Annotated in this window: 19 protein-coding genes; 10 read left to right on the forward strand and 9 right to left on the reverse strand. The window is 72.5% G+C overall.

What is annotated here, in order from left to right; genetic code table 11:
• Position 1 precedes the first annotated feature (1 nt).
• From ABD126_RS13235 to iolD, 7 genes are read left to right on the forward strand one after another with little or no spacing between them, the layout of a single operon-like run.
• On the forward strand, positions 2-1,003 hold the full coding sequence (locus ABD126_RS13235) for a sugar ABC transporter substrate-binding protein (RefSeq protein WP_343934070.1): 1,002 nt from the start codon (positions 2-4) through the stop codon (positions 1,001-1,003).
• A gap of 10 nt (positions 1,004-1,013) precedes the next feature.
• The gene (locus ABD126_RS13240; protein WP_343934071.1) at positions 1,014-2,060 is read left to right on the forward strand and encodes an ABC transporter permease; all 1,047 of its coding nucleotides are present in this window, start codon (positions 1,014-1,016) and stop codon (positions 2,058-2,060) included.
• Positions 2,057-2,836, forward strand: a complete 780-nt coding sequence (locus tag ABD126_RS13245; protein WP_343934072.1) for an ATP-binding cassette domain-containing protein — start codon at positions 2,057-2,059, stop codon at positions 2,834-2,836. Before ABD126_RS13240 ends, ABD126_RS13245 begins: the two co-directional genes overlap by 4 nt.
• Entirely contained in the window at positions 2,833-3,759 is a 927-nt protein-coding gene (gene iolC / locus ABD126_RS13250) for a 5-dehydro-2-deoxygluconokinase (RefSeq protein WP_343934073.1), read from the forward strand. The genes ABD126_RS13245 and iolC overlap by 4 nt, the downstream gene beginning before the upstream one ends.
• Positions 3,756-4,670, forward strand: a complete 915-nt coding sequence (locus ABD126_RS13255; RefSeq protein WP_343934074.1) for a Cgl0159 family (beta/alpha)8-fold protein — start codon at positions 3,756-3,758, stop codon at positions 4,668-4,670. Before iolC ends, ABD126_RS13255 begins: the two co-directional genes overlap by 4 nt.
• The gene (gene iolB, locus ABD126_RS13260; protein ID WP_343934075.1) at positions 4,667-5,551 is read left to right on the forward strand and encodes a 5-deoxy-glucuronate isomerase; all 885 of its coding nucleotides are present in this window, start codon (positions 4,667-4,669) and stop codon (positions 5,549-5,551) included. The genes ABD126_RS13255 and iolB overlap by 4 nt, the downstream gene beginning before the upstream one ends.
• Positions 5,548-7,404, forward strand: a complete 1,857-nt coding sequence (gene iolD / locus ABD126_RS13265; protein ID WP_343934076.1) for a 3D-(3,5/4)-trihydroxycyclohexane-1,2-dione acylhydrolase (decyclizing) — start codon at positions 5,548-5,550, stop codon at positions 7,402-7,404. Before iolB ends, iolD begins: the two co-directional genes overlap by 4 nt.
• A 105-nt stretch (positions 7,405-7,509) precedes the next feature.
• Here the strand turns inward: iolD and ABD126_RS13270 are convergent, their stop codons facing one another.
• Positions 7,510-8,403, reverse strand: a complete 894-nt coding sequence (locus ABD126_RS13270) for a hypothetical protein (RefSeq protein WP_343934077.1) — start codon at positions 8,401-8,403, stop codon at positions 7,510-7,512.
• A gap of 100 nt (positions 8,404-8,503) precedes the next feature.
• Positions 8,504-9,190: a Crp/Fnr family transcriptional regulator gene (locus ABD126_RS13275; RefSeq protein ID WP_343934078.1), complete on the reverse strand. Its 687-nt coding sequence runs from the start codon at positions 9,188-9,190 to the stop codon at positions 8,504-8,506.
• A 351-nt stretch (positions 9,191-9,541) separates the two neighbouring features.
• Here ABD126_RS13275 and ABD126_RS13280 point away from each other — a divergent pair, with 351 nt between their 5' ends.
• Complete coding sequence (locus ABD126_RS13280; RefSeq protein ID WP_343934079.1) at positions 9,542-10,606, forward strand: NADH:flavin oxidoreductase/NADH oxidase; 1,065 nt, start codon at positions 9,542-9,544, stop codon at positions 10,604-10,606.
• A gap of 66 nt (positions 10,607-10,672) precedes the next feature.
• Here the strand turns inward: ABD126_RS13280 and ABD126_RS13285 are convergent, their stop codons facing one another.
• Complete coding sequence (locus tag ABD126_RS13285) at positions 10,673-10,864, reverse strand: DUF3073 domain-containing protein (RefSeq protein WP_309109738.1); 192 nt, start codon at positions 10,862-10,864, stop codon at positions 10,673-10,675.
• A 162-nt stretch (positions 10,865-11,026) separates the two neighbouring features.
• Between ABD126_RS13285 and ABD126_RS13290 the strand changes: the two genes are divergently transcribed.
• The gene (locus tag ABD126_RS13290; protein ID WP_343934080.1) at positions 11,027-11,908 is read left to right on the forward strand and encodes a DUF8083 family protein; all 882 of its coding nucleotides are present in this window, start codon (positions 11,027-11,029) and stop codon (positions 11,906-11,908) included.
• Between the two features lie 99 nt (positions 11,909-12,007).
• Here the strand turns inward: ABD126_RS13290 and ABD126_RS13295 are convergent, their stop codons facing one another.
• The 5 genes from ABD126_RS13295 to ABD126_RS13315 are packed head-to-tail and all read right to left on the reverse strand — an operon-like array spanning position 12,008 to position 16,276.
• Positions 12,008-13,162 carry an MFS transporter gene (locus ABD126_RS13295; protein ID WP_343934081.1) on the reverse strand — a complete coding sequence of 385 codons (1,155 nt, stop codon included), beginning with the start codon at positions 13,160-13,162 and terminating at the stop codon, positions 12,008-12,010.
• Positions 13,163-13,219: 57 nt separating this feature from the next.
• On the reverse strand, positions 13,220-13,801 hold the full coding sequence (locus ABD126_RS13300; protein ID WP_343934082.1) for an RsiG family protein: 582 nt from the start codon (positions 13,799-13,801) through the stop codon (positions 13,220-13,222).
• A gap of 60 nt (positions 13,802-13,861) precedes the next feature.
• On the reverse strand, positions 13,862-14,710 hold the full coding sequence (locus ABD126_RS13305) for a beta-keto acid cleavage family enzyme (protein ID WP_343934083.1): 849 nt from the start codon (positions 14,708-14,710) through the stop codon (positions 13,862-13,864).
• 40 nt (positions 14,711-14,750) lie between these two features.
• Positions 14,751-15,842 carry a CAF17-like 4Fe-4S cluster assembly/insertion protein YgfZ gene (gene ygfZ, locus ABD126_RS13310; protein ID WP_343934084.1) on the reverse strand — a complete coding sequence of 364 codons (1,092 nt, stop codon included), beginning with the start codon at positions 15,840-15,842 and terminating at the stop codon, positions 14,751-14,753.
• Entirely contained in the window at positions 15,839-16,276 is a 438-nt protein-coding gene (locus tag ABD126_RS13315; protein WP_425542798.1) for a Fur family transcriptional regulator, read from the reverse strand. Before ABD126_RS13315 ends, ygfZ begins: the two co-directional genes overlap by 4 nt.
• 34 nt (positions 16,277-16,310) lie before the next feature.
• Here ABD126_RS13315 and ABD126_RS13320 point away from each other — a divergent pair, with 34 nt between their 5' ends.
• Positions 16,311-17,153, forward strand: a complete 843-nt coding sequence (locus tag ABD126_RS13320; RefSeq protein ID WP_343934085.1) for an aminodeoxychorismate lyase — start codon at positions 16,311-16,313, stop codon at positions 17,151-17,153.
• Between the two features lie 39 nt (positions 17,154-17,192).
• Here ABD126_RS13320 and ABD126_RS13325 read toward each other — a convergent pair whose 3' ends face one another.
• Positions 17,193-19,748 carry a glycosyl hydrolase family 18 protein gene (locus ABD126_RS13325; RefSeq protein ID WP_343934086.1) on the reverse strand — a complete coding sequence of 852 codons (2,556 nt, stop codon included), beginning with the start codon at positions 19,746-19,748 and terminating at the stop codon, positions 17,193-17,195.
• Positions 19,749-19,763: the final 15 nt, after the last annotated feature.

A 19,763-nucleotide genomic window follows, 5' to 3' on the forward strand; every position in this document is an offset into this window, starting at 1 on the left:
GATGACGTCCGTTCGCCCTGTCTGGAAAGCCCCGCGCGTGGGTCTCGCGGCAGCGGGACTCGTGCTGCTGGCCGCGTGCAGCGGCCCCGGCGCGTCGAACCAGACCACCGACCAGCCGGGCACCGGCGCCGCCCAGCCCTCCGGCGACCTGCGCGTCGCGGTGATCTCGCACGGCACCGCGGGCGACGCGTTCTGGAACGTGGTGAAGAACGGCGCGACCGACGCGGGCAAGCAGCTCGGCGTGACCGTCGACTACAACTCCGACGGCGACCCCGGCCGCCAGGCCACGCTCATCGACAACGCGGTGTCCCAGAAGGTCGGCGGCATCGTGGTGTCGATGGCCAACCCGGACGCCCTCAAGACCTCGATCGAGAACGCCGTCAAGGCCGGCATCCCGGTCATCACCATCAACTCCGGCGGCGACAAGAGCGCCTCGTTCGGCGCGCTCGCGCACGTCGGCCAGGAGGAGAGCGTCGCCGGCGAGGAAGCCGGCCGCAAGCTCAAGGCGGCGGGCAAGACCAAGCTGCTCTGCGTGATCCACGAGGCCGGCAACGTCGGCCTCAACCAGCGCTGCGACGGGGCCCGCGCGGGCTTCGGCGGCACCGTCACCAACCTCCAGGTGGACATCAACAACCCGACCGACGTGGAGTCCCGCATCAAGGGCGCGTTGCAGACCGACCCGTCGGTGGACGCGGTGCTCGCCCTGAACCCGCAGGTGGCGGTCAGCTCGGTGAACGCGGCCAAGGGCGCGTCGGCCAAGGCGGCGGTGGCCACGTTCGACCTGAACTCCGACGTGACGGACGCGATCAAGTCCGGCGCCGTGCTGTTCGCGGTCGACCAGCAGCAGTACGAGCAGGGCTACCTGCCGGTCGTGATGCTCAAGCTGTACCGGGACAACGCCAACACCGTCGGCGGCGGCAAGCCGGTGCTCACCGGGCCGGGCTTCGTGGACAAGTCCAACGTGGACAAGGTCGCCGAGTACGCCAAGCGCGGCACCAGGTAGGGGGCAGGGGATGGCTGTGGCTGCGGAAGCACCACTCGTGGACGAACGGCTCGGGTCGCCGAGGTTGCTCGACCGGCTCGTGGTCAGGCCCGAGATCGGCGCACTGCTCGGCGCGTTGCTGGTGTTCGTGTTCTTCTCGGTGGTCACCGAGCGGTTCCTGAGCCCCGGCGGCGTGGCGACCTGGCTGGACGACGCGTCCACGCTGGGCATCATGGCGGTGGCGGTGGCCCTGCTCATGATCGGCGGCGAGTTCGACCTGTCCGCCGGCGTGCTGACCGCGTCCACCGCGCTCGTCACGGCCATCCTCGCCACCAGGCTGGGCTGGAACGTCTGGTTCGCGCTGCTCGCGTCGCTGGCGTTCGCGCTGGCCGTGGGCGCGCTGAACGGGTGGCTGGTGATGCGGACCGGCCTGCCCAGCTTCATCGTCACCCTGGGCACGTTCCTGGCCCTGCAAGGCCTGAACCTCGGCGTGACGCGGCTGGTCACGGGGACCGTCCAGGTCTCCGGGATGAGGTCCACCGAGGGGTACGAGTCCGCCGGGTTCCTGTTCGCCTCGACGTTCGACCTGGCCGGCACGTCGTTCTACGTGTCGATCGTGTGGTGGGTCCTGTTCACCGTGGTGGCGTCGCTGGTGCTGGTGCGGACGCGGTTCGGCAACTGGATCTTCGCGGTCGGCGGGGCGGCCCAGGCCTCGCGCGCGGTCGGTGTTCCCGTGCTGCGCACCAAGGTCCTGCTGTTCATGACCACGGCGGGCGCGGCGTGGCTCGTCGGATCGATCAACATCCTGCGGTTCACCAGCGTGCAGGCCAACCAGGGCATCGGGCTGGAGTTCCAGTTCATCATCGCGGCCGTCATCGGCGGGTGCCTGCTGACCGGCGGGTTCGGGTCGGCGGTGGGCGCGGCGATCGGCGCGCTGATCTTCGGCATGGCCCGCCAGGGCATCGTCTACGCCAACTGGAACAGCGACTGGTTCCAGCTGTTCCTCGGCGTGATGCTGCTCGCGGCCGTGCTGGTCAACAACGCCCTGCGGCGGCGGGCGGAGAGGGTGCGGCGATGACACCGCTCATCGAGGTCCGGGACATCGGCAAGACCTACGGCAGCGTCATCGCGCTGCGGGACGTCTCGACCGTCGTCAACGCCGGCGAGGTCACGTGCGTGCTCGGTGACAACGGCGCGGGCAAGTCCACGCTGATCAAGGTCCTGGCGGGCGTGCACCGGCACGACCGGGGGAAGTTCCTGGTCGAGGGCGAGGAGATCACGTTCTCCTCGCCGCGCGAAGCGCTCGACCGGGGCATCGCGACGGTGTACCAGGACCTGGCCGTCGTGCCGCTGATGTCGGTGTGGCGCAACTTCTTCCTCGGCTCGGAGCCGACGGTCGGGTTCGGGCCGTTCAAGTTCCTCGACCGCCGGAAGGGCCGGGAGATCACGAAGTCCGCGTTGGCGGAGATGGGCATCGACCTGCGCGACGTCGAGCAGCCCGTGGGCACGCTGTCCGGCGGCGAGCGGCAGTGCGTGGCCATCGCGCGGGCCGTGCACTTCGGCGCGAAGGTGCTGATCCTGGACGAGCCGACCGCCGCGCTGGGCGTGAAGCAGGCCGGGGTGGTGCTGAAGTACGTGGCGCAGGCCCGCGACCGCGGCCTCGGCGTCGTGCTGATCACCCACAACCCGCACCACGCCTACCCGGTGGGCGACCGGTTCCTGCTGCTCAAGCGGGGACGTCCGCTGGGCTGCTACGAGAAGTCCGAGATCACCCTGGAGGAGCTGACCCGGCAGATGGCGGGCGGCGCGGAGCTGGAGGCGCTCGCGCACGAGCTTCGGGGCGTCGCCGGATGATCGAGGTGCTGACCGTCGGCCGGGTCGGGGTGGACCTGTACCCGGAGCAGAGCGGCGTGCCGCTGGCCGGGGTGCGGACGTTCGCCAAGTCGTTGGGCGGCACCGCGACCAACGTGGCGGTGGCCGCCGCCCGGCTGGGCCGGTCGTCGGCGGTGCTGACCAAGGTCGGGCCGGACGGGTTCGGGCCGTACGTGCGGGCGGCGCTGGAGGGCTTCGGGGTGTCGTCGGCGCACGTCGGCACCGCCGAGGGGCTCCAGACGCCGGTGGTGTTCTGCGCCCTGGACCCGCCGGAGGACCCGCCGCTGCTGTTCTACCGCGCGCCGATCGCCCCCGACCTCACGCTGGAGGAGGCGGACGTGCCGTGGGACCTGGTCGCGGACGTCCCCCTGCTGTGGGTGACCGGCACCGGTGTGAGCGCCGAACCGGCCCGGACGACCCAGCGGAAGCTGCTGGAGCACCGGGGGAGGCGCGCCCACACCGTGCTGGACCTCGACCACCGCCCCATGTTCTGGTCCGATGTGGACAGTGCGCGGCGCGAGATCGGGTGGATGCTCGACCACGTCACCGTGGCCGTGGGCAACCGGTCGGAGGTCGAGGTGGCCGTGGGCACCGCCGACCCGGACGGGGCCGCCGACCGGCTGCTGGCCCGCGGCGTGGCGCTGGCCGTGGTCAAGAAGGGCGCGGACGGCGTGCTGGTGGCGACCCCGGACGGCCGGTGGACCGTGCCGCCGCACCCCGTGGACGTGGTGTGCGGGCTGGGCGCGGGGGACGCGTTCGGCGGCGCGCTGGCGCACGGCCTGCTGGCGGGCTGGGACCCCGTGCGCACCGCCCGCTACGCCAACGTGGCCGGCGCGCTGGTCGCGTCCCGCCTGGCCTGCGCCGACGCCATGCCCACCCCGGACGAGATCGAGGCACACCTGTGATCACCGACGAGCAGTGGCGGCGCCTGCTGGAGACCCGGGCGACCGACCCGGGCAGCGTGCGCCGCGCCTACCTGGCCCGCCGCCGGCGCGACCGGCTGCTGTCCGACCGGGGCACGCTGTTCCTGGTCGCGGCGGACCACCCGGCGCGCGGCGCGCTCGGCGTCGGCGCGGACCCGCTGGCCATGGCCGACCGCCGGTCCCTGCTGGACCGCCTGCTGACCGCGCTGGCCAACCCGGCGGTGGACGGCGTCCTGGGCACCCCGGACGTCATCGAGGAGCTGCTCCTGCTCGACGGCCTGCACGACAAGGTCGTCATCGGCTCGATGAACCGGGGCGGCCTGGCCGGCGCGGACTGGGAGATCGACGACCGGTTCACCGCCTACGACCCGACCGCCATCGCCGCGTGCGGCTTGGACGGCGGCAAGATGCTGCTGCGCCTGGTCGACTCCGACCCCGGCACCGTCCCCACCCTGGAGAGCTGCGCCGCCGCCGTGTCGGCCCTGGCCGAGCGCGGGCTGATGGCCATGGTCGAGCCGCTGCCCTACGAGCGCGACGCCGACGGGCTCCTGGTGCTGCGCAAGGACGCCGCCGCCCTGGCCCGCGCGGGCAGCGTCGCGGCGGGGCTGGGCGTGACCTCGGCGTACACGTGGCTCAAGCTGCCCGCCTCGCCCGACGAGGTGCTGGACGCGACCACCCTGCCCGCGCTGGTGCTGGGCGGCGTGCCGTCGGCGCGGCCGGAGGACGACCTGGCGTCGTGGGGCCGGTCGCTGCGCCACCCGACCGTGCGCGGCCTGGTCATCGGGCGCGCCCTGCTGTACCCGCCGGACGGCGACGTGGCGGGCGCGGTGGAGGCCGCCGCCGAGGTCCTCCGCGCCGCCCGCGACACGACTCCGACCGAGGTGAGCGCGTGAAGGACCTGCACCGCCCCCTGGGCACCCTCTCCGACGGCGAGAACGCCGTGGAGCTGTACCCCGAGGACGCCGGCTGGACCCACACCGGCCTGCGCGTCCTCCTCCTGCACCCCGGCGCCACCCGCACCCTCGACACCGGCGGGTTCGAGGCCTTCGTGCTGCCCCTGTCCGGCTCCTGCACCGTCGAGGTCGACGGCGAGCGCTTCGACCTCGCCGGCCGCGACTCCGTGTTCACCCGGGTCACCGACTTCGCCTACGTCCCCCGCGACGCCACCGTGCGGCTGTCCACCGAGGATGGCGTGGAGGTCGCGCTGCCGATGGCCCGCGCCGGCCGCAGGCTCCCGGCGCGGTACGGCCCGGCCGAGGACGTGCCGGTCGAGGTGCGGGGCGCGGGCAGCGCCACCCGGCAGGTGACGAACTTCGGCGTCCCGGGCGTCTGGGACCACGCCGACAAGCTCATCGCGTGCGAGCTGATCACCCCGGACGGCAACTGGTCGTCCTACCCGCCGCACAAGCACGACGACACGTGCGAGGTGGTCAACGAGGAGGTCTACTACTTCCGCATCGCCGGCCGCGACGGCGTGACGCCGTCCCGCGAGGGCTTCGGCTTCCACCGCACCTACACCGACGACGGCACGATCGACGAGGACGTGACCGTCCGCGACGGCGACGTCTTCCTCATCCCGCGCGGCTACCACGGCCCGTGCGTCGCCGCCCCCGGCTACCCGATGTACTACCTGAACGTCCTGGCCGGGCCCGGCGCGGACCGCTCGATGGCGTTCTGCGACGACCCCGCCCACACCTGGGTCCGCGACAGCTGGCGCACGCAGGCCCTCGACCCGCGCTGCCCGGTCACCACCGCCGAAGGACGGACGGCATGAGACTCACCACGGCCCAGGCCCTGGTCCGCTGGCTGCTCGCCCAGCACACCGAACTGCTCGACGGCACCACCGCACCGCTGTTCCCGGGCGTCTTCGCGATCTTCGGGCACGGCAACGTCCTCGGCCTGGGCAACGCCCTGGAAGAGCACCGGGACGAGCTGCCGGTCTGGCGCGGCCACAACGAGCAGGGCATGGCGCTGGCCGCCGTCGGCATCGGCAAGGCCACCCACCGCCGCCGGGTCGGCGTCGCCACGTCGTCCATCGGCCCCGGCGCGCTGAACATGGTCACCGCCGCCGGCGTAGCCCACGCCAACCGCCTGCCGCTGCTCCTCCTGCCCGGCGACACCTTCACCAGCCGCGCCCCCGACCCGGTGCTCCAGCAGGTCGAGCACTTCGGCGACCCGACCACCACGGTCAACGACGCCTTCCGCGCGGTCAGCCGGTACTTCGACCGGATCACCCGGCCCGAGCAGCTCCTGTCGACCCTGCCGCAGGCGGCGCGCGTCCTCACCGACCCGGCGGACTGCGGCCCGGTCGTCCTCGCCCTGCCCCAGGACGTGCAGGCGGAGGCGCACGACTTCCCGGACGCCCTGTTCACCCCGGTCGTCCACCGCCCGCAACGGCAGCGCCCCGACCTGCGCGCGCTGACCGCCGCCGCCGACGCGGTCCGCACCGCGCGCCGGCCGTTGCTGGTGCTCGGGGGTGGCGTGCGGTACTCGGGCGCGGCCGGGCGGGCGCTGCGGTTCGCCGAGCAGCACGGCGTGCCGGTCGTGGAGACCACCGCCGGCCGCACCCTGGTCCCGCACGACCACCCGCTGCACGCCGGTCCGCTCGGGATCACCGGTTCGACCAGCGCGAACGTCCTGGCGGCCGAGGCGGACGTGGTGATCGCGGTCGGCACCCGGTTGCAGGACTTCACCACCGCGTCCTGGACGGTGTTCGCGCCGGACGCCCGCCTGGTGTCGCTCAACGCGGCCCGGTTCGACGCGGTCAAGCACGGCGCGCTGGCCGTGGTCGCCGACGCGGACGAGGCGCTGCGCGAGCTGACCGACCTCCTGGGCACGTGGCGCGCCTCGTCGGCGTGGTCCGACCGGGCGGCTGCCGAACGGGCGCGCTGGGACGCCCACGTCGACGGCCTGCGCGCTTCCGGGACCGGGCTGCCGACGTATGCGCAGGTGGTGGGCGTGGTGAACGCGGCGAGCGGCCCCGAGGACTACGTCATGACGGCGTCCGGCGGGTTGCCCGGCGAGCTGATCGGCGGGTGGCGCGCGGTCGGCGAGGCGACCATGGACGTCGAGTACGGGTTCTCGTGCATGGGGTACGAGCTGGCCGGGGCGTGGGGCGCGGCGATCGCCCGGAAGGATGGCGTCGTCACCACCCTCCTGGGTGACGGCTCGTACCTGATGCTGAACTCCGAGCTGTTCTCGGCGGCGTTCGCGGGGCACGGTTTCGTGGCCGTGGTGTGCGACAACGACGGCTACGCGGTGATCCACCGCTTGCAGACGGGCCAGGGCGGCGCGGCCTTCAACAACCTCTACGACGACTGCCGCACCCCGCACGCGAAGCCGCCGCGCACCGACTTCGCGGCGCACGCGGCGGCGATGGGGTGCGCGGTCTTCCCGGTGGACGACCTGGGAGGCCTGACCGAGGCGTACCGAGCCGCTCGCGAGGTGGCGCGCACGGAACACCGACCGGCCGTGGTCGTCCTGCGCACCCACCCGGCGGCGTGGACGGAGGCCGGCGCGTGGTGGGAGGTCGGCGTACCGGAGACCTCGCACCGCGCCGAGATCGCCGCAGCCCACGCCGAGGCGGCGGCCGGCAAGTCCCGCCAGGTCCGCTACCTGAACCCTTGACCACCCACACCCGCCCGAGCCCACACCCGCCCGAGCCCACACCCGCCCGAGCCCACACCCGCCCGAGCCCACACCCGCCCGAGCCCACTCCTCGGCCGCGGGCGGTCAGCCGGTGCCGAAGTGGGAGCCGCGTTGGTCGTTGTTGTGGAAGTTCTGGATCACCTCGGCCCGCTGCCAGGTCGGCACGTGCGCGTCGCGGGCGGCCTGGATCACGGTCGACCCGCCGGAGGCCGTCGCGCTCTGGTGCACCGCCGGCGGGGTGGTGCGGGCCGCCGGCTCCCCGGGTGGGGCGTCGGCCGGCAGCGGGTCGGCGGCGGTCGGGTCGGCGGCGGTCGGGTTGGCGGCGGTCGGGTTGGCTGCGGTCGGGTTGGCTGCGGTCGGGTCGGGTCCGGCTGACGCGGGCAGGTGCAGGGCGTGGACGTCGCCGTTCGGGATCCACATCCAGCCGTGGCCGGTGAAGGTCTTCTCGGTCACGTCGACCCGGCGGAAGTCGGTCGCGCGCAGGGTCGTGTGCCCCGGCTGCACGAGCGTCGAATACACGATGTCGGACAACACCACGACCAGGTCGGCGTCGGGGAATTCGTCCAGCGCGATGTGCGCCGCCTTGCTGTTCAACAAACGCGAAACAAGTACGGAATCCTTCCCCGGGAATCCGTTCGCGCCGTCCACGATCGCGCCGTGGTGGATGGCGAGGCGCAGTCGTGCCCGCGCCTCCGGCACGCGGTAGCGGTTCACCGCGGCCAGTTCCGCGTTCAGCGCGCGGACGTACTGGTCGACGACCTTCAGCTCGTCCGCGTCGGCCGGCAGGACGGCCCACTCCTCGTCGCCCTTGGGCTGGCGCTGCCAGGACGACCGGTCGAGCCCGGCGGCGGCGCCCGCCCGGTCCAGGCTCCGGACCAGCAGGTCCTGGAGGTCGCGCTGCAACTGGTCGTCGGCCGCGCCGTAGCGCCGCAGGTCACAGCAGACCAGCAGGCTGCGCCGGAAAGAGGCATGACTCATGGGGCTCGGCCTTTCGACGTCGGTGCGGTTCCACGTTCTCGCGCAGAGCCACTGTGGACGAGCGCACCGAAGCCAATACCGCATTTCTGCGGACTCGACCTCAGATGCCCGCGAATTTCCGCAAGTTGTCCAGGTCGGGCACCAGCACGTCGCGCCGCAGGTGGCTCACCACGACGCCCGCCTTCCGCAGGTCGCTGAACGCCTTCTCCGCCGTGCGGGGCTTCATCCCGGCGATGGAGGCCAACTCGACCTTGGTCAGCGGAATTCCCAGCGTCCACCCGTGGGCCTCTTCCCGGCCGTAGGTCTGCACCAATTCGGCCAACACCCGGGCCACCCGTTCGGCGGCCGGGTGGGACAGGAAATCGCGGCGGCGCTGGTTCGCCCAGCGCAACCGGTCGTTGATCATCCCGATCAATTCCACGAACACGTCGTTGCGGCGGTGCAGGAAGCTCATCAGCTCCCCGCTGGTGATCAGCTTCGCCACCACGTCACCGCACGTCACCACGGTGGCCGAGCGCGGCTTCTGGTCCAGCGCCGCCATCTCGCCGACCAGGTCGCCCGCGACGCGGATCGCCAGCAGGGCGGTGTCGCCGGTCTCGTCGGTGGTCTGCACCTTCACCACGCCGTCGAGCAGCAGAAGGACATGAGTGTCCTTCGCGTCCTGCTCGATGACCTCCCGGTCGGCCGTGTACCGCACGACCGTGCCGATGTTCAGCAGCTCTTGTCGGGTGTTGTCGCGGAGGCGACCCAGCAGGCTGTTGCTGGGCCACCCGGGATCCGTTGTCATCGTGGTCGGCATGGGCAGCATGTGGATCCTGTTACTGTCGTGACCGGCGGGAACATTCGAATTCGCCTGCCGACCTCAAGTGGGCGGCAAGTGATGGTCTCCCCGAACGTGCTGCGGACAGTACACCCGAATGGGCGTAACTGACCCTGTCTGGTCAAGCGTTTTGCGTGCCGACCCCCTATTCAAGATCACGTGCTAATGCACGCGCAATACCGAATCGAATGGAATGTGGCTGCTCCCGTGCGGTGGGACACCGGTCGCCGGGGAACAACGCGTCCGACTCGGGACCTTGGACCCCATGTGGGGCCCGAAGGACCCGTCGTCGTACCGGAACCACCCGAGGAGACGCAGGTGAGTGCGCTGTTCAGCCCGTTGACGCTTCGTTCGGTCACCCTCCCGAACCGGATCGCCGTCAGCCCGATGTGCCAGTACTCCGCTCGGGGCGGCCTGCCCGACGAGTGGCACCTGGTACACCTCGGCTCGCGTGCGGTCGGTGGCGCGGGTTTGGTGCTGACCGAGGCTACCGCTGTGTCGGGGGTCGGCCGGATCTCGCCCGACGACACCGGGCTGTGGAGCGACGCGCACGTCGAGGCGTGGCGGCCGATCGCCGAGTTCGTCCGGGCGCGGGGGTCGGTGCCGGGCGTGCAGCTCGGCCACGCCGGGCGCAAGGGCTCGACCTACCCGCCGTTCGACCCGCGCCACGGCGGCGTGCCGGACGCCGAGGGCGGCTGGACGCCGGTCGCGCCGAGCGCCGTCCCGTTCAGCGACACCTACCGGGTGCCGCGCGAGTTGACGCCGCCCGAGATCGCCGGGGTGGTCGGGGACTTCGCGGCGGCGGCGCGCCGGGCGGTCGCGGCCGGGTTCGAGGTCGTGGAGGTGCACGCCGCGCACGGCTACCTGCTGCACCAGTTCCTGTCGCCGCTGAGCAACCACCGCACCGACGGGTACGGGGGCAGCCTGGCGAACCGCACGCGCCTGGCCCGCGAGGTCACGGCGGCGGTGCGCGCGGCGGTCGGCGACGACGTGCCGGTGCTCGTCCGCATCTCCGCCACCGACTGGGTCGACGGCGGCTGGGCGGTCGAGGACAGCGTCGTGCTGGCCCGCGACCTCGCCGCGGCGGGGGCGGACCTCGTCGACGTGTCGAGCGGCGGCAGCGTGCCCCGGGCGGACATCCCGCTGGGGCCCGGTTACCAGGTGCCGTTCGCCGAGGCGGTCCGGAGCAAGGCCGAGGTGCCCGTCGGGACCGTCGGCATGATCACCGAGGCCCGGCAGGCGGAAGCCGTGCTCACCGACGGGGCGGCCGACCTGGTGCTGCTCGGGCGGGAGCTGCTGCGCGACCCCTACTGGCCGCTGCGCGCGGCCGGTGAGCTCGGGGTGCGGGTGACTCCGCCGAAGCAGTACGCCAGGGCGTTCTAGGGCCGCATCAAGGATCGGGCTGCCGGCGGTTGCCGGCAGCCCAACCCTCGAAGCGGTGTGGATGCGTCAGCGACGGTAGTCGTCGTACTCGTCGTCCGACGGGTCGTCGAAAGGCTCATCGCTCCGACGGTGCCCGTTGTCGGCATTGCTGCCGCCGGAAAGCTCGCGTTGCAAGGCCTCGAAGTCGGTGTTGTGAGAGCTGTACTTGAGCTCCCGCGCCACCTTCGTCTGCTTGGCCTTCGCTCGGCCGCGCCCCATGGCTCGACCCCCTCGCACAGGGACGGGGGCGGCCGGGGGAACGGCGGCCCCACTCGTCTCGACAACTAGTTCCTGGTAACTACCGTACCGTGTCGAAGGGGTTCCTCGCGACGCGGTAGGCGTGAGACGTGCCGCCAATCTTCCGCGTGGGAGGATGCGCGGGTGCCTCGACCGTTCGTCGCCTACCTCAGGGTGTACGAACCGCTGTCGGCTCTTGACGCACCGTTGGCCGACCAGGTGCGGAAAGCCCTGGAAGCGGGGCCGTTGAGCCGGGCGGACGCGGGACCCCGCGAACGCGAGCTGTGGCTCCGGTCACAACTGGCCCGACCGCCCCGGTTGCTCCCCGGAGAACGGTCCGACGGGAGCGTCGCCCCCGACGCGCCCTTCGACGTGATGACCCTCAGCCCCGCCGAGGTCCCCGGCGAGGTCGGCCCGGGTCCGCTGGTGTGCCCCCTGGACCTCCGGGCGCGGTCGGCGGCGGCCCTGGTGGGCTTCCTGGCCACGTCCACACCGGTCCTCCGGGAGTCGGCCCTGTCCGTGCCGCCGGAGGCGATCCGGTCGCGGGCGTCGGCGGTGATGGCCGAGCTGACCCGGGGCGCGGTCCACGTGATCTCCACGACCTGGACCGTCCCGCTGCCGTGGTTCACCCTCGTGGACCCCGACGCCCGCCGGATCGTGCTGGCCCCCCGGGACGACCCGGAGCGGCAGGTCTCGTGGCGGGCCGCCATGCCCGACGCCCGCCGCCGGGTGGCCAGGGCCCACAAGGTCGTGTCCCGCTCCCTGGGCGACGAGGGCCCGGCGAAGGTCCTGTCGGACACGGCCCGCTGGCTCGACCACTTCGCGGCCGACGCGGCGGTGGAACTCGACTACGGCGGCCTGGTGCAGCTCATGGACGACAAGGAGCTGCTCGAAGACACGTCGGCGCAGGACGTGAACGCGATCGTGGACGCCCTGGAGACCGGGGACGCCGAAGAGGTGGCCCTGCGCTACGAGCAGCTCCGCGACTTCTGGGGCGAACTGGCCCGCCGCGAACGCCACGGCTAGCGCCCGCCGGGAAAGCCGCGGCCAGCGCCGGCCGGGAACGCCACGGCTAGCGCCGGCCGCGACACCAGGGGCCGGCGGCCCGGCCTGAACGCCACGGGGCTAGCGCCCGGCGCTTAGCGGCGTCCTGGTCAGCAGGAACCGGGCCGCGCCGGCCGCTGTGGCGGCCACCAGCAGGGCCACCGGCCAGCCGAGGGTCGCGGCCACCCACCCCGCGACCGGCGGCGTGAGCGTGGCGCTGAGGTAGTTCGCCGTGTTCTGCATGCCCAGGGCCGTGCCGCTGCTGCCCTCCGGAGCCATCTCGGCCGCCGCCGTCACGGCCAGGCCGTTCCAGCACAGGGCCAGCGCCGCCGTGGGCACGAGGACCACCACCAGGACCGCGACCGGGGCCCGGTCCAGCGCCGCGCACAGCGCGAACCCGACGGCGACCAGCACGCTGACGACCTTCAACGGCCCCACCCGGCTGCGCACCCGGTCCGACCACACCCCCACCGCGAGCCGGCCGAACCCGCCCGCCACCTGGGCCGCGGCGAACAGCCCCGCCGCCAGCCCGACCGCCAGCCCGCGGTGGTCGTGCAGCAGTTCGACCATCAGCGCGGCGGCGGTGAACTGCGGCACCACCAGCAGCCCGCTGGCCGCGCTCAGCCGCAGCAACGCCCGGTCCGCGAGGACCACGCCGTGCCCGGCCGAGGCCCGCACCGCCCCGGGCGGCTCCCGGACCAGCACGGCGACCAGCACCGCCACGAACCCGGTGAACCCCGCCAGCGCCAGGAACGCCGCCGGCACCCCGGCTCGACCGGCCACCACAGGCAACACGGCCGCGGTCAACGCCGCGCCCAGGGGCGTCGCGGTCTGCCGGATGCCCATCGCCAACCCGCGCGACCCCGCCGGGAACCACGTCATGACCGCCCGGCCGCTCGCCGCGTTCACGCTGGCCCCGAACAGCCCGACGCCCACCAGCGCCAGCCCGGCCACCACGGGACCGCCCAGCGCCGCCAACCCCAGGCACCCGGCCGCGCCCACGCCGCCGATGGTCATCACGACGCGCTCGCCCCGGCGGTCCGCGGCGGCGCCCCACGCGACCAGGGTCAGCATCGTGCCCAGGTTGACCGCGCCCAGCAGCAGCCCGACCTCGGGCAGCGTCAGGCCGAAGTGCGCGCGCAGGGCCGGGCTGATCGACGGCAGCCCGAGGAACACCGCCGCGTTCGTGCCCTGCGCCAGCGCGCCGACGGCCAAGACCACCCAGCGGTAACCCATACCGGCACGCTAGGCGGTCGTGCCCACGATCCGGGAGTGTGCTCCCAGATCGCGGGATCAGTCCTTGGTGCGGCCCGGGTTCGTCGGCCAGCCCCGCTCGGCGGCGAGGAGTTCGTCCACCGAGGCGCTGCCGCTCTGGTAGCGGCCGGCGATCTCGGCGTTCAGGCGGTCCACCACGACCTGGACCTCCCGCCGCCGCGTGGAGACCGACGCCTCCTCGTTGATGAACGTCCGCAGCGCCAGGTCCAGCTTGTCGTCCGAGAGCGCCGACACGTCCGAGAGGTCCACGTCCGAGACCAGCGCCTCGACGTGCCGCCGGTGCGCCTCGGCCCGGGACGGCTCCTGGGTCTGGTAGCGGCCCAGGCCGGTCGCGGGACCGACCGCGTTGGACGCGAGGATCGTCGCGAGCTGGTCGACCACCGCCGACCCGCCCGACGTCCGCCGCGCCTGCTCGGCCCGCACGATGTCGATCCGCGCGTGCAGCAGCCGCCGCAGGTACGACAGGTCGGTCTCCTCCTGAGCCGCCTCGTCACGCAGGGCGCGCACGTCGGCGAGCGGGAGCCGCTCGATCCCCTCGGTGTAGCCGGGGGCGAGCACCCGGTCGATCCGCCGGCGCCCGCCAGGACGCACCTCGATCACGTACTCATCCTGAGGTAGTTCCTGCCCACCCGCCAACACAAACCTGCTTCCAAAGTTGTCTCAAACCTGTACCGGACTGCGCACGCCGAGTAGTTCCCGGGCTTCGGCGGGTGACAGCGGGGGCCGCTGGGCGATCTTCGCCAGCCCCGCCGCACGCGCCACGAGCTGCGCGTTGTCCCGCACCGGCTGCCCCTTGGCGTAGGAGATGGTGTCCTCCATGCCCACGCGCAGGTGACCGCCGGCGCTCAACGCCGCCAGCATCACCGGCAACGACGTGCGCCCGATCCCGGTGGCCGAGAAGGACGCGCCCTCGGGCAGCAGCCGCAGCGCCGCGACCATCGTCTCCACGTCACCGGGCATGCCGCCGGGCACGCCCATGACGAGGTCCACGTGCACCTTGCCGCCCGCGGGCAGGCCGTGCTTGTCCAGCAGCCGGTTCAGGGACGCGAGCTGGCCGAGGTCGAAGATCTCGTACTCCGGCACGATCCCGCGTTCCTGCATGGTCTTGTGCAGCGCGACGACGAACTCCCACCGGTTCAGGAAGACGTCCTCGCCGAAGTTCACCGTCCCCATCGTGCAGGACGCCGAGTCGGGCAGGGCGTCCAGCACCCGCAGCCGGTCCGACTCGGGGTCGGTCACCGCGCCGCCGGTGGACAGCTGGACGATCAACGACGTCCGCTCGCGCAGCGCGGCCACGGTGTCCTTGAGCAGCCCGAGGTCCAGCGTGGGCCGCGTGTCCGCGCCCCGGATGTGGACGTGCACCATCGCCGCGCCGACCTGCTCGCAGGCCTCGGCGGTGGCGACGAGCTCGTCCAGGGTGACGGGCAGCTGGGGGACGTCGGCCTTCGCGTGCTCGGCCCCGGTGGGGGCGACGGTGAGCAGCGTGCCGTGTGAACCGGGTCGCGACATGTCCGTGATCCTGGCACACAACGCCCCCGCCGAACCCCTTCTAACGTCCCAGGTTCCGGGCGGCCTCACGGCCGAGGCCGGGGGTGTCCGGCGGGACCGAGTCGGGGTCGACCTTCGCCTGCACGACCCGGTCCTCCGCGCCGACCAGCAGCTCCGCCTCCACCGGCACCGACCGCTTGACCAGCGCCAACGCGATCGGCCCCAGCTCGTGGTGCAGCGCGACGGACCCGACGCGGCCCACCACCCGGTCCCCGACGACCACCGGGTCCCCGGTCTCCGGCTGGACCTCGCGCGACCCGTCCAGGTGCAGCAGCAGCATCCGCCGGGGCGGCCGGCCCACGTTGTGCACCTTCGAGACCGTCTCCTGGCCCCGGTAGCAGCCCTTGTCCAGGTGGACCGCCGCGCCGATCCAGTTCACCTCGTGCGGGATGGTCTTCTCGTCGGTGTCCACGCCCAGCCGGGGCCGCAGGGACTCCACCCGCAGCGCCTCGAACGCCCAGCTCCCGCCGGGTCGCGCGCCGGCGTCGGTCAGCTTCTGCCACCAGTCCACGAGCGAGTCGCGGGGCACCACCAGGTCCACGGCGTCCTGCCCGGGCCACGGCATCCGCCGCACGAACCCGCCCTGGTCGAGCGCCGCGACGCCCAGCTTCGCCGGCAGCGGCAGCCCCAGCTTGTCGAACAGCCCGGCGATCTCCGGCCCGACCACGGTCAGGACGGCCAGCTCCGCCGTCGCGTCCCGCGGCTCGACCTTGGACCAGAAGACCATCTTGGTCAGGTAGGACAGCAGCGGACCGGCGGTGGCCGCCTCGGTGTCGAGGTAGACCGCGCCGCCCACGTTCGCGGCCACGGCGTGGTGCTCGACCCGGCCCTGGACGTCCAGGACCAGCATCTCCGTCGCCCGGTCCTCGCCCAGCCCCTCGAAGTGCTGGCTGGTCAGCGAGTGCAGCCACTTGAGCCGGTCCTCACCGGGGACCGCGAGCACGGCCCGGTGCGACCGGTCGAACACGGCCACCGACCGCGCGGCCGACCGCTGTTCGGCGAACGGGTCGCCGAAGTGCCACGGCACGCCCGGGTCGGCCGACCCCTCGAACGGGGCGACGGCGCCGGGTGCGGTCAGCAGCGGTGAGTTCACTGGTCGTTCTCCTTGAGGCAGTCACGGCAGGTGCCCGACAGCGCGAGGTGGCTCGCATCCAGTTCGAACCCGAACCGCTCCCGCAGTGTTCCGGCCGCCGCGTCGAGGAGGTCACACGGGGCCTCGTCCACCCGGCCGCACTTGTGGCAGACGAGGTGCACGTGCTCGTGCTCGTCCACCGAGTACGTGGGCGCCCCGTGGCCCAGGTGGGTGTGCCGGACCATGCCGAGCCGGTCGAGCAGGTCGAGCGTCCGGTAGACCGTCGTGATGTTGACCGTGGGCGCGGTGGCCTGCACGCGCTGGCAGATCTGCTCCGGCGTGGCGTGGCCGAGGTCGCGCACGGCGTCCAGCACGAGCTGCCGCTGGGGCGTCATCCGCATCCCGCGGTCGTGCAGTGTCTTGCGCAGGGCTTTCGGGCCGCTCGCGGTGTCCACGAAACCGATGGTAGAGCGTGAGTAGTCTCACGGTATGCGCGTGCTCGCCCTCCTCGACGGAACCCAGGCCGACCCCGACTCACCCCTGATCCGCGTAGACGACCTCGGACTCATGCGCGGCGACGGCGTCTTCGAGACGATCCTCGTCGTCGACGGCAAGCCGCGGGAGCTGGGCCCGCACCTGGACCGCCTGGCCCGTTCGGCGGCCCTGCTGGACCTCCCCGACCCCGACCGCGCGGGCTTCGAGCGCGCGGTGGACGTGGTGCTGGCCAACTGGTCCGGTGGTCGCGAGATCGCCTTGAAGCTGGTCATGACCCGCGGTGTCGAGGGTGGTGACGGCACCCCGACGGCCTTCGCCCTGGGCATGGACATCGGGCCGAAGGTCCACGCGCAGCGCGCGGAGGGCCTGGCGGCGGTGACCCTGGACCGCGGCATCGAGCCGGGCTTGATGGAGCGCGCGCCGTGGCTGTTGCTGAGCGCAAAGTCGCTGTCGTACGCGGTGAACATGGCGGCGCTGCGGGAAGCCGAACGCCGGGGCGCGTCGGAGGTCGTGTTCACGACGTCGTCGGGCTCGGTGCTGGAGGGGCCGACGTCCACGGTGGTGGTGGCCCGCGGCAAGACCCTGACGACGCCGCCGCACAGCCTGGGCCTGCTGCCGGGGACCACGCAGGCCGCGCTGTTCCGGGCCGCCGCCCGGGCCGGGTGGACGGTGGAGGTCGAGCCGGTGGCGGTGGACGACCTCTATGACGCGGACGCGGTGGTGCTGGCGTCCAGCGTGCGGAAGCTGACCCGGGTGCACACGTTGGACGGGAAGGCGTTGCCGGACTCGGCGGGGGTCCACGCCGAGCTGGTGGAGCTGTACGAGTCCGAGTACTGACGGTGTCGCTCCGGGGGCCTCCCCCGGAGCGACCACCCGCTACTTCAGACCCGAGTCCACGGCACTCATCAGAGTCCCGGTGTCACCGGACATCTCCCAGATCATCGCGCCCAACAACCCGCGCGACTTCATCCACGCCGTCTTCTTCTGGATCGACCAGACGTCGTCGAACGTCCACCACTGCCCGCCGTTGCCGGTGAAGCAGGACGTCGCCACCGCCGCCTCGTCGTGGTGGACCGTGCAGCCCGGCACGCTCGCGATCAGGTTCGAGTACCCGCGCGTCCCGGCCTCCTCCTGGAACTGCCCCGGCGCCGCGCCCGTCGCGGACTGCCACTCGCCCTTCTTCCCGCCGTCCTGCACGCCCTGCCAGCCGCGGCCGTAGAACGCGAGCCCGACGGTGATCTTGCGCGGGTGCACGCCCGCCTCCAGGTACGCGTTGACCGTGTCCTCGACGCTGAAGTGGAACGGGTACGGGTCGTCCGCGTCCGGGTAAAGGTTGCCCTGGTGGCCGGTGCGGTTGGGCTCCCACGAGTTGTCGCTGCCCGAGCCGTGGAAGTCGTAGCCCTGGACGTTGAAGATGTCCATCGACTGGGCGACCCGGCCCAGCTCCCAGCCCGCCTCGATCTTGCCGCGGTCGGCCGGGGTGAACGCGGTCAGCTGGTAGCGCTTGCCGGTGGTCTGGCTCAGCTCGTCCATCTGCCGCCGGAACTCCTCGATCAGCAGCGTGTTGTTGCGCTTGTCGTCCGGGCTGATGTGGTTGCCGGCGTGGCCCTCCGCGCCCGGCCACTCCCAGTCGAGGTCGATGCCGTCGAAGATGCCCGCCGCCGTGCCCGGCCCGCCCGCCGCGTTGTAGGTCGGCAGGTTGCCCTTGATGTAGATGTCCAGGCAGGACGAGACGAACTTCTTGCGCGCCGCGTCCGTCTTGGCCACGTCCGAGAAGTACTTCGAGTACGTCCACCCGCCCAGCGAGATCAGGATCTTCAGGTGCGGGTGCTTGGCCTTGAGCTTCTTGAGCTGGTTGAAGTTGCCGCGCAACGGCTCCCAGCCGGTGTCGCCGACGCCGTCCACGGACTGCGCCGCGCTGAACGGCCGGCTGTAGTCGGCTTCCGCGTCACCCGCGCCGTCACCCTGGTTCGGGTCCTGCGGGTTGGGCGAGGTGCCCTTGGTGACGCCCTGCAGGCACGTCAGGTTGACCGGGTCGATGTTGCCGAACGCGTAGTTGATGTGGGTCAGCTTCGCGGCGGCCCCGTTGGTGTCGAGGTTCTTCACGAAGAACTGCCGGCCGTAGATGCCCCACTGGACGAAGTAGCCGACCTTCGCGTACCCGCCGACGATGTCCGAAGTGGTCACCTTCAACGCGTTGCTGGGCCCGGAGATGTTGTCGTAGAGGTCGCGCGCCCGAACGGAGAACGAGTACTCCGTGGACGGCGCCAGGCCGTCGACCTTGGCCGTGGTGCCGGTGACCGTGGTCTTGACGGTGGCGCCGACGTAGACGTCGTAGCTCGCGACGCCCTTGTTGTCGGTGGCGGCGTCCCACGTCAGCGTCACGCTGCCCGCGTCCTTGGCCGTGCTGCGCAGGTTGCCGGGCGCGGTCGGCGGGGTGGTGTCGTCGGCCGGGTTGTTGGTGGTGACGGCGACCTGGTTGCTGGCGCCGGACAGCGTGCCCTTGGTGTCCTTGGCCTTCACCGTGAACGTGTAGGCGGTGTTCGGGGTGAGACCGGTGACGGTCGCGGTGGTGCCGGTGACCGTGGTGGCCAGCGCCGAGCCGTTGTAGACCTCGTAGCCCGCGATCGGCAGGGAGCCGGGGCTGGAGGCGTTCCACGTCAGGGACACGGTCTTCGTGGTCTTCACCGGGGACGCGAGGTTCGTCGGGGCCGTCGGCGGGACGTCCGGCGAGCCGTCGCAGTTCGAGTTGTTGATCCGGCAGGTGACCGGTTCGACGGCGCGGCTCAACGTGAACGTCGGGCTGTAGGGCTCGGTGGACCGACGCGCGCCGACGGACTTGTTGTAGTGCACCGGGGTCAGCGTCACGGCGGTGCCGTTCTGGCTGATGGTGCCGTGCTGCGCGCCGCTCGCCGTGACGCCGCTCGGGAGGGTGAACGTGATCGCCCAGTCGGTGAGCGTGGCGTCGGAGTTGTTGTTGACGACGAACTTGCCGGTGCTGCCGCTGAGGCTGAAGTCCGCGGTCACCGGGGCCGGCGGCGGGGGCGGGTCGCCGCTGCCGTCGCAGTTGTAGCCGTTGATCGTGCAGGTGGTCGGGTCGACGGCCGCGCTGAGCGTGAAGCTCGGGCTGAACGGCTCGGTGGAGCGGCCCGCCTGGATGGTGTTGATGTAGTAGGCGGGCGTCAGGGTCACCCGCGTGCCGGTCTGGGTGGTCGTCGCGTTCTGCGCGCCGCTGACCGTGACGCCGGCCGGCAGGTCGAACTTGATCGACCAGCCGGAGACGGCGGCCGTGGTGGCGTTGGCGACCACGAACTTGCCCGTGGTGCCGGTTCTGCTGAACGTGGCGGTGAGGCCGGAGGCGGCGGACGCCGCGCCGGGGACGGCTAGGGCTGCGGTGGCGAGTGCCACCAGCGCGATGGCTAGTCGGCGCATGGATGTGCCTCTCGA

The sequence above is a fragment of the Saccharothrix mutabilis subsp. mutabilis genome (assembly GCF_039521145.1).
Lineage (GTDB): Bacteria > Actinomycetota > Actinomycetes > Mycobacteriales > Pseudonocardiaceae > Actinosynnema > Actinosynnema mutabilis.